This is a genomic window from Sanguibacter gelidistatuariae (assembly GCF_900096585.1).
In the GTDB taxonomy this organism is placed as follows: Bacteria; Actinomycetota; Actinomycetes; order Actinomycetales; family Cellulomonadaceae; genus Sanguibacter; species Sanguibacter gelidistatuariae.
This window is the reverse complement of record NZ_FMYH01000006.1, coordinates 185849-200806: the sequence shown is the minus strand read 5'-3', so window position 1 is coordinate 200806 and position 14958 is coordinate 185849. Positions and strand designations below refer to the sequence as shown.

General features: G+C 71.2%; 11 protein-coding genes. 9 read left to right on the top strand and 2 right to left on the bottom strand.

Going from position 1 to position 14958, the window contains the following annotated elements:
• The first annotated feature begins 19 nt into the window (after nucleotides 1-19).
• Nucleotides 20-781: an HAD family hydrolase gene (locus tag BLQ50_RS13900; RefSeq protein ID WP_093184741.1), complete on the top strand. Its 762-nt coding sequence runs from the start codon at nucleotides 20-22 to the stop codon at nucleotides 779-781.
• A gap of 1 nt (nucleotide 782) precedes the next feature.
• Here the strand turns inward: BLQ50_RS13900 and BLQ50_RS13895 are convergent, their stop codons facing one another.
• On the bottom strand, nucleotides 783-1685 hold the full coding sequence (locus BLQ50_RS13895; protein WP_093184739.1) for a RecB family exonuclease: 903 nt from the start codon (nucleotides 1683-1685) through the stop codon (nucleotides 783-785).
• Nucleotides 1686-1738: 53 nt separating this feature from the next.
• On the opposite strand from BLQ50_RS13895, the gene BLQ50_RS13890 reads away from it, so the two are divergent.
• From BLQ50_RS13890 to dop, 4 genes are all read left to right on the top strand, one after another.
• Nucleotides 1739-2863: a site-2 protease family protein gene (locus BLQ50_RS13890; RefSeq protein ID WP_245701228.1), complete on the top strand. Its 1125-nt coding sequence runs from the start codon at nucleotides 1739-1741 to the stop codon at nucleotides 2861-2863.
• Between the two features lie 96 nt (nucleotides 2864-2959).
• On the top strand, nucleotides 2960-3973 hold the full coding sequence (locus BLQ50_RS13885) for a tRNA (adenine-N1)-methyltransferase (protein WP_093185027.1): 1014 nt from the start codon (nucleotides 2960-2962) through the stop codon (nucleotides 3971-3973).
• Between the two features lie 37 nt (nucleotides 3974-4010).
• The gene (gene arc / locus BLQ50_RS13880) at nucleotides 4011-5714 is read left to right on the top strand and encodes a proteasome ATPase (protein ID WP_093184736.1); all 1704 of its coding nucleotides are present in this window, start codon (nucleotides 4011-4013) and stop codon (nucleotides 5712-5714) included.
• Nucleotides 5715-5761: 47 nt separating this feature from the next.
• Nucleotides 5762-7363 carry a depupylase/deamidase Dop gene (gene dop / locus BLQ50_RS13875; RefSeq protein WP_093184733.1) on the top strand — a complete coding sequence of 534 codons (1602 nt, stop codon included), beginning with the start codon at nucleotides 5762-5764 and terminating at the stop codon, nucleotides 7361-7363.
• 30 nt (nucleotides 7364-7393) lie between these two features.
• Here dop and BLQ50_RS13870 read toward each other — a convergent pair whose 3' ends face one another.
• Nucleotides 7394-11587 (bottom strand): SCO7613 C-terminal domain-containing membrane protein, encoded by a 4194-nt coding sequence (locus BLQ50_RS13870; protein WP_139185835.1) that lies wholly within the window; start codon nucleotides 11585-11587, stop codon nucleotides 7394-7396.
• Between the two features lie 148 nt (nucleotides 11588-11735).
• Here BLQ50_RS13870 and BLQ50_RS13865 point away from each other — a divergent pair, with 148 nt between their 5' ends.
• The 4 genes from BLQ50_RS13865 to pafA are packed head-to-tail and all read left to right on the top strand — an operon-like array spanning nucleotide 11736 to nucleotide 14897.
• A complete protein-coding gene (locus BLQ50_RS13865) occupies nucleotides 11736-11930 on the top strand; it encodes a ubiquitin-like protein Pup (RefSeq protein WP_093184728.1) in 195 nt (64 codons plus the stop codon).
• Between the two features lie 6 nt (nucleotides 11931-11936).
• Nucleotides 11937-12794: a proteasome subunit beta gene (prcB, locus tag BLQ50_RS13860; protein WP_093184725.1), complete on the top strand. Its 858-nt coding sequence runs from the start codon at nucleotides 11937-11939 to the stop codon at nucleotides 12792-12794.
• Entirely contained in the window at nucleotides 12791-13525 is a 735-nt protein-coding gene (gene prcA, locus BLQ50_RS13855) for a proteasome subunit alpha (RefSeq protein ID WP_093184723.1), read from the top strand. Before prcB ends, prcA begins: the two co-directional genes overlap by 4 nt.
• Nucleotides 13526-13532: 7 nt before the next feature.
• A complete protein-coding gene (pafA, locus tag BLQ50_RS13850) occupies nucleotides 13533-14897 on the top strand; it encodes a Pup--protein ligase (RefSeq protein ID WP_093184720.1) in 1365 nt (454 codons plus the stop codon).
• The last annotated feature ends 61 nt before the right edge of the window (nucleotides 14898-14958 follow it).

Below are 14958 nucleotides of genomic sequence, written 5' to 3'. Positions count from 1 at the left end.
CACCAGATACGATGAGGTGATGCCCCCTTCAACCATTGCCTCCCAGACCGCTGCGCGCGCTGCTCCTGACAACCGTGCACCCATCAGCCGCGCTGGCGACGACCTGCGCCTTCCCTCCGCAGTCCTGTGGGACATGGACGGCACGCTCATCGACTCCGAGCCCTACTGGATGGCGGCCGAGGGTGCGCTGACCGCCGAGCACGGCGTGGAGTGGACCTACGAGCAGGGCCTGGCCATGGTCGGCATGCCGTTGACCCACTCCGCCGGGGTCCTGCAGGCCGCGGGCGTCCAGCTCGAGGCGGGCGAGATCGTCGAGTACCTCATCTCGCGGGTGGCCGCCTCGGTCCGCTCCGCCGTCCCGTGGCAGCCCGGCGCCATCGAGATCCTCACCCGGCTCCGTGACCAGGGTGTGCCCTGCGCGCTCGTGACCATGTCCTACCGGTCGTTGGCCGACGCCTTCGTCGACCAGGCGCCCGAGGGGGTGTTCTCCGTCGTCGTCGCGGGCGACGAGGTGACCCACGGCAAGCCGCATCCCGAGGCCTACCTGACCGCGGCCGCACGCCTGGGCGTACCGGTGGCCGACTGCCTCGCGGTGGAAGACTCACCCGCCGGCATCGGCTCAGCCCTGGCCTGCGGGGCTGTCCCGGTGGGCATCGAGGTCATGGTCCCGGTGATCGCCGACCCGCGGCTCAACCGGATCTCGACCCTCGCCGCGCTCACCCCGGAGTTCTTGGACCAGGTGATGACGGGGACGGTCATCGACCAGATCGGCGACCGGTAGCTCAGACCGCCGGCCGCATGCCGATCGCCCGCTCGACCGCGTCCGGGTCGATCTCGGGCGGCGTGCCACCGAACTCGGGGCACACGCTCTGGTGCGCGCACCAGCCGCACAACGGGGTGCGCCTGGTCGGCCACGTGCCGCTCGTGGCCGCGGCCTCGATGCCCGACCAGATGCTTCGGATCCGCTGCTCGGTCGCGAGCAGCTCACGCTCGGTCGGCTCGCTGCGCAGAACCTGACCGTCACCGAGGTAGACGAGCTGAAGCATCTTCGGGATCTCTCCACGCTCGCGCCACAGCACCAGGCCGTAGAAGCGCATCTGGAAGACCGCCGAGCTCTCGTAGCCGGGGCGGGGCGACTTCCCGGACTTGTAGTCCACGACGCGAATGGCGCCGTCGGGCGCCACATCGATCCGGTCGATAATCCCGCGCAGCAGCGGGCCGCCGTCGAGCTGGGACTCCACGAAGAGCTCCCGGTCTGCCGGCTCCAGGCGGTTGGGGTCCTCGAGGGTGAAGTAGGTCGAGAGCAGCTTGCCGGCCCCGCCGAGCCAGTCGGAAGACTCCTGCTCGCTCGTGAACAGCGCCGCGTACTCCGGCCGGGCCTCGAGCAGCCGGTCCCACTCGCCCGGCAACAGGCCCTGGGCGTGGGCGACCGTACGCTCCCCGAGCGGGGCGTCATAGAGCCGTTCCAGGACCGCGTGCACGAGGGTGCCGCGCACCGCCGCGGAGCTCGGCGGCTCGGGCAGCTTGTCGATGACCCGGAACCGGAACAGCAGCGGGCACTGGGAGAAGTCGTTGGCCCGGGAGGGGGACAAGCCAGGGCGCCGAGGAGACACAGGAGACGCAGGAGCTGCAGGAGCTGCAAGGGTCGGGGAAGGCGGGGGAGTCGCGGGAGGCGTTGGGACCATGAGGACGAGCCTATGGCGTGGCACCGACATCTCTGGCCCCTACAGTTGCCTCTGTGGACAGACGTCAAGGGTGGGTCATCGGTCGGATCGCCGGAGCGCCGGTGAAGCTCCAACCATCGGCCCTGATCATGGTCGTGGTGCTGACGATCCTCTTCGTCCCGACCGTCCGGTCGATGAACCCGGCCCTGGGGTCACAGGCCATCGCCGGCTCGCTCGTCCTCGTCGTCATGCTCATGGTGTCGGTGTTCCTGCACGAGGTCGCCCACGCCCTGGCTGCGAAGTCGCAGGGGATGACCGTCCACGAGCTCGCCCTGACATTCTGGGGCGGGCACACCGCCTATTCCGACGCCCACACCACTCCGCTCAACGCCGCCTTCATCGCGGTCGTGGGGCCGCTGACCAACCTGATCCTGGCGGCCGCCGCCTGGTTCGGCTACCAGTCCCAGCCGGCGACCTCCTCGCTCGCGCTGATGCTCTACGTCAGCGCCTTCGCGAACGCGGCCGTCGCGGTCTTCAACCTGCTGCCCGGGCTCCCGCTCGACGGCGGGCAGATCGCCGAGTCGGTCGTCTGGGCGCTGACGGGCTCCCGGCTGCGCGGGACCGTCGCGGCCGCCTGGTCGGGGCGGATTCTCGCCGTCGGGCTGGTCGTGGCCGCGATCGCCGTGCCGACGCTGCGCGGGGAGCAGGTTCAGCTCCTCATGGTCGTCTGGGCCGGCCTCATCGGGTCCTTCATGTGGAGCGCCGCGACCGGCGCCCTCGCGCAGAGCCGCACCCGCGCCCGGATCGAGGCCCTCGACCCGCGCCGGCTCGCAGCGCCCGCAGTGGCGGTCGACGTCGAGACCACCGTCGCCCAGGTCCGGGAGATCACCCGGAGCACACAGCTGGGCGGCATCCCGGCCCAGGTGGTCCTCGTCGATCACGCTCAGGCCGTCGGCTACGTCGACGACGCCGCGCTCGCGGCGGTGCCCGACGACGCGGCCGCGGCCACCCAGGCCTGGTCGGTCATGGTTGCGCTGCCGCCCGGCTCTGTGGTCGACGGCGGGCTGCGCGGCGCGGCCTTCCACGCGGCCGCCGTCCAGGCCTCGCGGCGGTCCCCAGTCTTCGTCGTGGTGGACTCCGGGCGGGTGGTGGGTCTGCTGCGCGCGGCGGACGTCGCCCGAGCGGTGCATCTAGACTGATCCGTTGTGACCCACGAACCGAACGCGACGTCCGACCGCCCCGCCGAGACGGGAGCCCCTGCGGGAACTCCTGCGGGAACCTCGACCGGAGCCGAGCTGCGTCGTGGTCCCTTTCGCGCCGGCGACCGGGTCCAGCTGACCGATCCGCGCGGCCGCCTGCACACGATCACTCTGGCGGAGGGCGCGAGCTTCCACACCCACCGCGGGTACTTCGAGCACGACCAGATCATCGGCGAGTCCGAGGGGTCGGTCATCCGTACCACCTCCGGCATCGAGTACCTCGCGCTGCGCCCGCTGCTCAGCGACTACACCCTGTCCATGCCGCGTGGCGCGGCCGTCGTCTACCCCAAGGACGCGGGCCAGATCGTCGCCATGGCGGACATCTTCCCCGGTGCCCGGGTGATCGAGGCCGGCGTCGGCTCCGGTGCGCTGACCATGTCGCTGCTGCGCGCGGTCGGTGACGGCGGCTCGCTGCACTCGATCGAGCGCCGCGAGGACTTCGCCGACATCGCCCGCGGCAACGTCGAGCTGTTCTTCGGTGGTCCGCACCCCGCGTGGGAGCTGTCCATCGGTGACCTCTCCGACGTGCTGCCCGAGGTGGCCGAGCCGGGCACGATCGACCGGGTCGTCCTGGACATGCTCGCCCCGTGGGAGAACCTCGAGGCCGTCGCCCAGGCGCTCGCCCCCGGCGGCGTGCTCATCTGCTACGTCGCCACGACCACCCAGCTCTCCCGTCTCGCCGAGGACCTGCGCGACGACGGCCGGTACACCGAGCCCGAGGCGTGGGAGACCATGGTCCGCGGCTGGCACCTCGAAGGGCTGGCCGTGCGCCCCCAGCACCGGATGGTCGGCCACACCGGCTTCCTCATCACGACCCGCCGGATGGCCGACGGGATCGACGCTCCGGTGCGCCGTCGTCGGCCGTCGAAGGGGTCCTACCCCGTGACGGAAGAGGAATGGAGCGCCGAGGACCTCGGCGAGCGGTCCGTCTCGGACAAGAAGGTCCGCCGCGTGCGCCGCGACGTGGGCCAGGCCGTCGACAACATCGGTGTTACCGGATCGTCACCCGAGGCTCTCGCGGGCAGCGAAGCAGTCGCCGACGATCTGTGACAGGGTCGTAACTCGGACAGCGGAAGAGGTGCCCCTCATGAGTGACATGCCATCGCCATCGGTCCCGGCCCATCCCACGGACTTCGAGCAGGCCCGCCGCCTCGCTGTGCTCTCGGCGCAGAACGAGCGCCTCGCCCAGGTGCTCGGGGAGGCCCGGACGAAGATCATCGAGCTGACCAAGCAGATCGAAGAGTTCGCCAAGCCCCCCGGCACCTACGCGGTGTTCTTGGCCGACCACGGGGACGGCACCCTCGACATCGTCTCGGCCGGGCGCAAGATGCATGTCGGGGCGAGCCCCTCCCTCGACCTGTCCCAGCTGCGTCCCGGCCAGGAGGTCAAGCTCAACGAGGCCCTCGTCGTGGTCGCCGCGGGTGGCTTCGAGGTGATCGGCGAGCTGGTCACCGTCAAGGAGGTGCTCGACGAGGGCCGTGCGCTCGTCGTCGGGCGCTCGGACGACGAGCGTGTGGTGCGCCTGGCCGGTTCCCTCGACGGCGCGCCGCTGCGCGCCGGGGACGCCCTCACCGTGGACACCCGGTCCGGTTTTGTGTTCGAGCGGATCCCCAAGGCCGAGGTCGAGGACCTCGTGCTGGAGGAGATCCCGGACATCGACTACTCCGACATCGGCGGGCTCGGCCCGCAGATCGAGCAGATCCGCGACGCCGTCGAGCTGCCCTTCAACCACCCCGACCTGTTCCGTGAGCACGGGCTGCGCCCACCCAAGGGCATCCTGCTCTACGGGCCGCCTGGGTGCGGCAAGACGCTCATCGCCAAGGCGGTCGCCAACTCCCTCGCGGCGGCCGTCGCCCGCCGCGCCGCGGAACGTCAGGTGGCCGACGGCGGTGACCCGGCTCTCGTGGAGACCGCCACCCAGGCGAAGAGCTACTTCCTCAACGTCAAGGGCCCCGAGCTGCTCAACAAGTACGTCGGGGAGACCGAGCGGCACATCCGGCTGATCTTCGCCCGCGCCCGCGAGAAGGCCTCCCAGGGCAACCCCGTCGTGGTCTTCTTCGACGAGATGGAGTCGCTGTTCCGCACCCGCGGGACCGGCCTGTCCTCCGACGTCGAGACGACCATCGTGCCGCAGCTGCTCGCCGAGATCGACGGCGTCGAGCGGCTCGAGAACGTCATCGTCATCGGCGCGTCCAACCGCGAGGACATGATCGACCCGGCGATCCTGCGCCCGGGTCGCCTGGACGTGAAGATCAAGATCGAGCGGCCCGACGCCGAGGGCGCCCGGGAGATCTTCGGCAAGTACCTCACGCCGAACCTGCCGATCCACGCGGACGACCTCGCCGAGCACGGCGGGGATGTGGCGGCCGCCCTCGACGCGATGATCCAGCGCGTCGTGGAGCGGATGTACGCCGACTCCGACGTGAACCAGTTCCTCGAGGTCACCTACGCCTCCGGGGACAAGGAGATTCTCTACTTCAAGGACTTCAACTCCGGTGCGATGATCCAGAACATCGTCGACCGGGCCAAGAAGTCGGCGATCAAGGACTTCCTCGCCACAGGTCAGCGGGGGATCCGGGTGGAGCACCTGATCACCGCGTGCGTGGACGAGTTCAAGGAGAACGAGGACCTGCCCAACACGACCAACCCGGACGACTGGGCGCGGATCTCGGGGAAGAAGGGCGAGCGCATCGTCTTCATCCGCACGATCGTCCAGGCCAAGGACGGCAAGGGCAAGAACGCGGCCGGCCGCACGATCGACACTGTCACCAACACCGGCCAATACCTCTGACCCACCCTGGCGGTCGGTAGGGTTGGGGGGTGACTGTACGCAGGGTGATGGGGATCGAGACCGAGTACGGCGTCCTCCAGCAGGGAAACCCGCTGGCGAACCCGATGCTCATGTCCAGCCAGGTGGTGACCGCGTACCGGGCCATCAGCTCGAGCGCACGGGGACGGGCCCGCTGGGACTACGACGACGAGGACCCGCTGCTCGACGCCCGGGGCTTCCACGTCCCACGTGCCTCGGCCCACCCCTCGATGCTGACCGACGACCCGTCCCACCCGGCCCCCGCCGGGCCAGTCGCCGGCCCGCCCTCGGGCACCGCCGAGGAGCTGCAGTCCATCACCCGACCGACGACCGAGGCCTATGACGACCCCAGCGCTGCGAACGCGATCCTCACCAACGGCGCCCGCCTGTATGTCGACCACGCCCACCCCGAGTACTCCTCGCCTGAGGTGACCAACCCGCTCGACGGCGTGCGCTGGGACGTGGCGGGGGAGCGGGTCATGCTGGTCGCCTCCCGGGAGGTGGCCGCGCACATGGGGCTGGACATCCAGCTCTACAAGAACAACATCGACGGCAAGGGCGCCAGCTACGGCACGCACGAGAACTTCCTCGTCGACCGGGCGGTCCCCTTCACCACGATCATCGAGCTGCTCACCCCGTTCCTGGTGACCCGGACGGTCTTCACCGGGTCCGGGCGGGTCGGCCTCGGCGCGACCGGCAAGGACGCCGGCTTCCAGATGGCCCAGCGCGCCGACTACATGGAGGCCGAGGTCGGCCTCGAGACGACGCTGCGTCGCCCGATCATCAACACCCGCGACGAGCCGCACGCCGACCGGCTGCGCTGGCGCCGCCTGCACCTGATCATCGGCGACGCGAACCTCTTCGAGACGGCGACGTACCTCAAGCTCGGCACGACGTCGGCCGTGCTGTGGGTGCTCGAGCACCTCGACGCGCTCCCCGGGGCGCGCGGCGCGCTGGCCGCGCTGCGGCTCAAGGACCCCGTGTCCGATGTCGCCCGGGTCAGCCGCGACCTCGACCTCACCGCCCTCCTGGACCTCGCCGACGGACGGCAGATGACCGCCCTCGACGTGCAGCGCGGGTACCTCGACGTCATCCGGCGGGTCTTCGACGTGACCGGCTGGGACGACGCGAGCCGCGACGTGACCGATCGCTGGGACAGCGTGCTCACGCGGCTGAGCACGGACCGAGCCTCGTGCGCCCGGGACGTCGAGTGGGTCGCCAAGCTGCGGCTGCTGGAAGGCCTGCGCAGCCGCGACAGCCTCGCCTGGGACCACCCGCGGCTGCGGGCCATGGACCTGCAGTGGTGCGACGTGCGCCCCGAACGGAGCGTCTACCACCGCCTCGTCGCTGCGGGCGCGGTCGAGCGGCTGGTCACCGACGCCGAGATCGCCGTCGCCGTCGCGCACCCACCCACCGACACCCGAGCCTTCTTCCGCGGGGAGGCGATGGCCCGGTTCCCCGGGGAGATCTCCGCGGCGAGCTGGGACTCGGTGATCTTCGACATTCCTGGTGCCCCGTCGTTGCAGCGCGTCCCGATGATGGACCCGTGGCGCGGCACTCAGGAGCACGTCGGCGCCCTCTTCGCCGAGCACGACGACGCCGGGGAGTTCCTCACCGCGCTCATGGGGTGATCCGGCCGCGAGCGAGGCTGGGCGTCACCCTCAGCGGAGGTCGGCGTATCGGCGCAGCACCTTTCGCGCGGTCGTGATCTGACGCTCGAAGGTCAGCCCCAGCGCGAGGAGCGCCCCGCCGACTGCGGCCAGGATCACCCAGCCCAGGATCCCGGACAGCGCTGCCAGCGCGGGCGGACCGGCCAGGACCACGGCTTGGACGGCGAGGGCGACGCCTCCGCAGGCCACCGGTGCCTGCCACCGCAGGCTCACGCCCAGGACGAGCCACACGGCGGCCGTGACGATCGCCGCGGAGATCCACCAGCCGCTCGGGTCACCGAACATCGCCAAGGTGGTCGGGATGATCGTCGCGAGCGCGCCGACAGACACCGTGCGCCACGTGGACGACGACGGCGCCACCTGTGCGGCGCGCACGCCAACCACCGCGACGAATGCCCCCGCGCAGGTCAGGAGTATAGAGAGAGCAGGGCGCATGCTTCCCAGGCCCGACGCCGACAGGGCCGTCGCGCCGAGCAGCGCCGTGACGTAGGCGCCGGCCAGGGCCGGCACCGTGCGGAGCGTGAACTCCAGGGGCGAGCGGACTCTCGGTGCGCCGGGCGGGGTGCCGAGCAGAGCCGCCACCCCCCAGCCGACGACCAGGCCGCCCGTGACCCACCCGGTCGCGGTCTCGAAGTATCCCCGGGTCACCAGGAGGCCGATCGGCGCGGTGAGCAGGAGCATGCATGCGGTGACCGCCCACACCCGAGGGTCGCCGGCGAGGACGGATGGCCGCGTGCTGACGGGTGCCGTCCGCGGGAACCTCGTGCGGGCGAGGTGGACGGCCCCCGCCGCGGTGCTCGCCACGGCCGCCGCGGTCCACAGTCCCATCATCAGGACGGGGCGCTGCGTCGTCGGGCCTGGATCCCCGGAACCGGAGGCCACCTGGCTGGCCAGCGCCACGGCGCGGCCGCCCAGTCCGACGGCCGCGCCGACCAGTCCAAGCACGGTCAGCCCGACGATCAGGGGGCGCAGCCGTGAGGCGACGGTCATCGTAAGGAGCTGGGCGGTCAGCCCCAGCCACACGACGCACACCGCCACGACGACAGCGCGTACCTCCTCGCTCGACCACGGCGCCAGGAGCACGGTCGGCAGGACAAGCACCAGCAGGCCGGCCAGTGCGATTCGGATCGGGCGTTCGAGGGGGCTGCCGGCGCGCAGCGACGCCACGAGCTGCCAGGCGCCCACCACGACCACGACCAGCCCACCGGGTGCCGTGTAGGCCTCCGGCGGGAAGTCCGTGCCTCCCAGGGACACCCAGGAGGCGCACACCACGAGGCCCAGGGCGAGCCAGCCCCAGCGCGGTCGCCCAGAGACGACCGCGAACGCGAGCGCCCCCACGGCGCAGATCGACAGTGCGATCGACACCCGAGCGGGATCGCCGTGAGCCACGACCACGGCCGTCGTCACGACCGCGAGGATGACGACGGCGACCTCGCAGGCGAGCCGGGCGGCCTCGGCCGGCGACGCGGCCGACCCCGCCCACGTGATCAGGACGACCAGGAGCCCGAGGACGGCGAGCGACCAGTCGAGGTCGGCGAGCGGCAGATCCAGGGCCAGGGTGATCGGGCGCAGGCCGAGCAGGATCGCCGTGGCCAGCACCGGGACGAGGGCGCCAGCAGTGGCGCGCAGCCGGGCCCCGGCGGGATACCGGGCGGCGAAGGCCAGCTGCCACGCCAGGATGATCGCAGCGGCCAGCAGAGCCGTCGCGAGCAGGGAGGACACGAGGGGCTGACCGATATCCGTCCGCGTTGCGGTCAGGGCGATCGATGCGCCGACGACGAGTCCGGGGACGAGCAGCACCGCCGCTGCGACCAGGGCTGCGAGGTGATCCGCGCCGAGCGGACGGACAGCTCCTCGGTGCCGCGCGAGCCCGGCGACCAGGACTACGAGCAGGGGGAACGGCGCCGCATACCACCCGATGGAGGTCAATGGCACCACGAGCCGGACGAGGATACCGATCCCGACGGAGGTGATGACAAGCGATCCGAACAGCAGCGCCGCACGGTTTCCCGCGCCCTCGGGCACCCAGGAACGGGCGACCCACAGCACCAGACCGGCGACGGCGAAAGACGCCGCGACCATGGCCCGGCCCGCGTCACCGGTGACCGAGCCGTCGGCGCCGGCCGCGAGGGAGAAGGAGAGGACGGTCCCCACGGTCACCGCCGCGGCGCAGAACACCTGAGCGCACCCGCGCACGAGGGCGGCGAGCCGCTCGGGCGGGATCGGCGCAGGCGCGCGCGCCGCTGCCCAGACCAGATCGGGTTCCGGTCCAGCTCCCCCGAGACCCACCGGCACGGAGCCGGCGCCCGGTGTGCTGGCGGACAGCCGGGTGCTGGCGACGGAGACCAGCGCCGCGAGAACCAGCCACGTCGAGGCCGCCCAGACGACGCTCGGCATCAGCAGGGGAAGCCCCAGCAGCAGGAACGTCGACGCGACGACGCCCACGCCCATCGGGTGCGCCGGGAACGCGCTACGAGGTCGCGGGGCCGCAGGGAACTGTGGGTAGGCGGGGGGCTGAGGGTAGGCAGGGAGGTGCACGTACGTAGGGAGCGGCCCCGGCGCGGGGAACGGAGCGGCCAGGAGGGGCGGCGCCAACGAGGTGACCACGCGCCCACCCGTCAGGTGAAGCAGCGGCGCCGCCGCGGCCATCACCACGAGTCCGGCGAGGATCTGGACCACGTCGAGCCGGCCGCTCACCCCGTGCGGGACCTGGGTCGAGGCCAGGGCGAGGACGATAGCCAGCACGGTCATAGTGCCGGGGAGGAGCCCCGTGAGCAGGAAGACGACCCAGCCCGCGCGCGCCGCCGACGCGTCCAGACGCGGCAGCGCTCGCAGGATGCCCACGGACGCGGCCACGCCGGCGGCGGCGCCCACCGGCAGGAGCCACACGAGGGTGAGGCTCGGCGCCGCCCCGGGCAGCGCCGCGGCGCCAGTCGTTCCCAGGAGGGCGAGGGCGGTCCCGGTCGCCGCGGACCAGACGCGTCCGGACGGCGTGGGGGCGCAGATCCAGGCCCACAGGCCGCTCACGAGAGCGATCCCGGCAAGCGGGGCGAGGGTCTGAACGGCGCCGAAGGTGATGAGGTTGGTCGCCGTGATGAACGCCGAAAGGGCCAGGTAGATCGGTGCGAGAGCGGTGAGTGCCGTGTGGGCGTGCCGGAGGGTTACCGGCGCGGACGGGGCTGGGACGGGACCGAGGCCGGCCGGCGCAGTCACGGCGAGTGCATGGGTGGCCGGTGCGTCGGCGACCAGGGGATGCTGCCCGATCATGCACAGGGCAGCGGAGGCGGCGAGCAGGAGAGCCGAAGCGGGCGACCAGGTGATCCAGGTCGCGAGCACGGCAGGGGCGAGGGTGAGGCCGACCAGGCCGATCACGGACGGCGTGGCGAGCGTGAGCGTCCGCCCGAGCGGCACGAGGACCACAGCGGCGACGAGGAGGGCCCCGGCCATGGCGACCGCTCCGCTGACCTCATCGGCCAGGGCGGCCGTCCACAGCACCCAGGCAACCAGGACGACGAGCGCCGAGCCGAGGCCCGCGATCGCCTCGGCGCTGGACCGGAGGTTCGCGCGCGCGGCGCGGTGGGCCCCGGCGAAGACGGCGGCAGTCACCCCCGCGAGAATCACCCCGCGGGCGACCAACGGCAGAAGCCCCCACGCGAAGACGGTGAAGACGAGGCCCGCGCCGGCGAGCAGGGTGGCACCCAGCACCAGCAGGATGGTCTGCAGCGCCCAGCCCGTCCGGGCCGGCGTCGGACGCTGCGGCGCGGGAATCGCGGGCGCGGAAAGGCGTGGCGCCGGGACGGCGGGTACCGGAACCGCCGGCAGCGGGGCAGCGAGCGTCGATGCGCCAGCGGCCACGGACGAACCGGCTACGGACGAACCTGCTACGGACGAACCGGCCACGGCGGACGCACCCCGAGGCGCATACGGCGACCGGGCCGGAGCTGGCGGCCTCACCGGCATACGCATCGTCGCGATCAGCTCCGCGCGCCTGGCCATGGTCACCACGACCTCCTGCGACAGCTCCCAGAGCGCCAGGCCGCCGGGGCCGGCGACGTCGAGCCCGCAGGCCTGGCACGTCTGGCCGGCGAGCGGGGCCGAGCACGCGGGGCAGCGGGAGGGATCGGTCAGGGAGCTCATGTCGAGCCACCCGACCTGCTCCGGTCCGCGGGGTGGGGGAGGCCTCATGACGGGGATACTGCCCTAGAACAGCCGAGATGCCCAACACGTCCGTGCCGCCTGTGGACAAACCTCTGCTGCGCGGGTTGCGATGGGGTTAGATGGGAGTTCGTCGAGCCGCAGGGTCGCCCAGCACTGCGGATGCAAGGAGGATGACATGGCCAGCCAGGAACACCAGCAGCACGCGTCGCAGGACCGGGAGCCCGACGAGGTCGACCCGGCCCCGGCCCCGGTAGCCGCCGCCCAGACCCGGGACACCGAAGTCGACGCCCTGCTCGACGAGATCGACGATGTCCTCGAGATCAACGCCGAGTCCTTCGTCCGCGGGTTCGTCCAGAAGGGCGGGCAGTGATCCGCGATGGCGGACCCCACCGGTAAGTTCCCCCGCGCCTTCCTCACCCCGGGCACGGCATCCTTCGTCGACTTCCTCGCCGCGCACGACCCGAGCCTGCTCCCCGGGTCCCGCCAGCTCCCGGCCGGGACCGTGCCCATGACCCCGCACGCTACGACCATCGTCGCGGCGACCTTCGACGGTGGAGTCGTCATGGCGGGGGACCGTCGCGCCACGATGGGCTCGATGATCGCCAACCGCGAGATCGAGAAGGTCTTTGCCGCGGACGACTACTCCGTCGTCGGGATCGCCGGCACGGCAGGCCTGGCCATCGAGCTCGTCCGGCTGTTCCAGCTAGAGCTTGAGCACTACGAGAAGATCGAGGGCACGCTGCTGTCCCTGGACGGCAAGGCGAACCGGCTCTCGACGATGATCAGGGGCAACCTCGGCCTGGCCATGCAGGGCCTCGCGGTCATCCCGTTGTTCGCCGGCTACGACCTCGACGACCACGCCGGCCGGATCTTCTCCTACGACGTCACGGGCGGTCGCTACGAGGAGTACGAGCACCACAGCGTCGGTTCCGGCTCGGTGTTCGCCCGCGGCGCGCTCAAGAAGCTCTGGCGGGCCGGCATGGACGCCACCTCCGCCATCCGTGTGGTCGTGGAGTCCCTGGTCGACGCGGCCGACGACGACTCCGCGACCGGCGGCCCCGACTCCGTCCGCAAGATCTGGCCGGTTGTGGCCACGGTCACTGCGGACGGCTTCCGCCGGGTGCCCGACGACGAGCTCGAGGACGTGGTCGACATGATCGCTGAGGAGCGGACCCGCGCCGTGCGCAACGCCCGCGCGGTCCACGGCAAGCAGCACGGAGGTGACCTGCGATGAGCATGCCGTTCTACGTCTCACCCGAACAGCTCATGAAGGACCGCGCGGACTACGCCCGCAAGGGCATCGCCCGCGGCCGGTCCGTCGTCGTCGCCGCCTACGACGACGGGATCGCCTTCGCGACGGAGAACCCGTCCCGGGCCCTGCACAAGATCTCCGAGATCTATGACCGCATCGCCTTCGCGGCGGTCGGCAAGTACAACGAGTTCGAGAACCTGCGGGTCGCCGGCGTGCGCTACGCGGACCTGCGCGGGTACTCCTACGACAGGTCCGACGTCAACGCCCGGGGGCTCGCCAACGCCTACGCCCAGACACTGGGCACGGTCTTCACAACCGAGTCGAAGCCGCTCGAGGTCGAGCTCGTCGTGGCCCAGGTGGGGCTCACTCACGAGCTGGACCAGATCTACCGGCTGTCCTACGACGGATCGGTCGGCGACGAGCACGGCTACGTGGTCATGGGAGGCCAGGCCGAGCAGCTCGGGGAGGCGATGGCCACGGGCTGGCGGCCCGAGATGACCCTGCCCGAGGTGCTCACACTCGTGCGCACGGTCCTGGCCACGCCGATCGGCTCCGCGGCCACGGATGGCGAGCCGCGCCAGATCCCGGCGGCGCATCTGGAGGTCGCGGTCCTGGACCGCACCCGGCCGCGCCGGGCCTTCCGCCGGCTGGCCGGGCCGGTCCTCGAGGAGCTCCTGACATCAACGCCTCCGACATCAACGCTTTCGACGTGAGGACGCCATGAGCACTCGACGAATCTTCGGTCTGGAGACCGAGTACGGCGTGACGTGCGCAGCCCCGGGCGGCCAGGGCCTCTCCGCAGACGAGGTGGCCCGGTACCTCTTCCGCAAGGTCGTGGCATGGGGAAGGTCCTCCAACGTCTTCCTGCGCAACGGTTCCCGGCTGTACCTGGATGTGGGCTCGCACCCGGAGTACGCGACTGCGGAGTGTGACGACGTCCGCCAGCTGGTCGCGTACGACCGAGGCGGGGAGCGCATCCTCGAGGGCCTCGTGGCCGATGCCCAGCAGCGCCTCGAGCTCGAGGGCATCGGTGGCCGGATCCACCTCTTCAAGAACAACACCGACTCCGCGGGCAACTCCTACGGCTGCCACGAGAACTACCTCGTGCGCCGCCAGGGTGACTTCGCGCGGCTCGCGGATATCCTCGTGCCCTTCTTGATCACCCGCCAGGTCCTCACCGGAGCGGGCAAGATCATGACGACGCCGAAGGGCGCGACGTTCTGCCTGTCCCAGCGCGCGGACCACATCTGGGAGTCCGTCTCGAGCGCGACGACCAGGTCCCGGCCGATCATCAACACCCGGGACGAGCCGCACGCCGACGCCGAGAAGTACCGTCGGCTGCACATCATCGTCGGTGACTCGAGCATGGCCGAGCCGACGACCATGCTCAAGGTCGGCGCGACCGACATGGTGCTGCGTGTCATCGAGGCCGGGATCCCCATGCGGGACATGGCCTTGGAGAACCCCATGCGGGCCATCCGGGAGATCAGCCACGACATGACCGGCAAGGCGCCGATCGTGCTGGCCACCGGGCGCACGGTGACCGCGATCGAGCTGCAGCAGGAGTATCTCAACCGGGTGCGGACCTTCGTCGAGGACAGCGGCGAGATCTCGCCCATGGACAAGCAGGTCTTCGACCTGTGGGAGCGAGGCCTGGCGGCGCTCGAGTCGGGGAACCTGACGAGCGTGGAGCGCGAGCTCGACTGGGTGATCAAGCACCAGCTCATCCGGCGGTACCAGGACAAGCACTCCCTCGAGCTGGACGACCCGCGGATCGCCCGGCTCGACCTTGCCTACCACGACATCTCCCGGACCGAGGGCCTGTACAATCTGCTCGCCGCGCGCGGCCTGGTGGACAAGGTCGCGAGCGACATCGAGGTCTTCGAGTCCACGGCCATCCCGCCGCAGACCACCCGGGCGAAGCTTCGGGGAGATTTTGTGCGGAAGGCCCAGGAAGCCAAGCGGGACTACACGGTCGACTGGGTGCACCTCAAACTCAATGATCAGGCACAGCGGACCGTCCTGTGCAAGGACCCTTTCCAGAGCATCGACGAGCGCGTGGACCGGCTGATCGAGAGCATGTAGCGGGCCTCCTCTACGAGACCTTCATCGCGGCCTCGGTAGGATAGGACTCCTATGCGCCTAC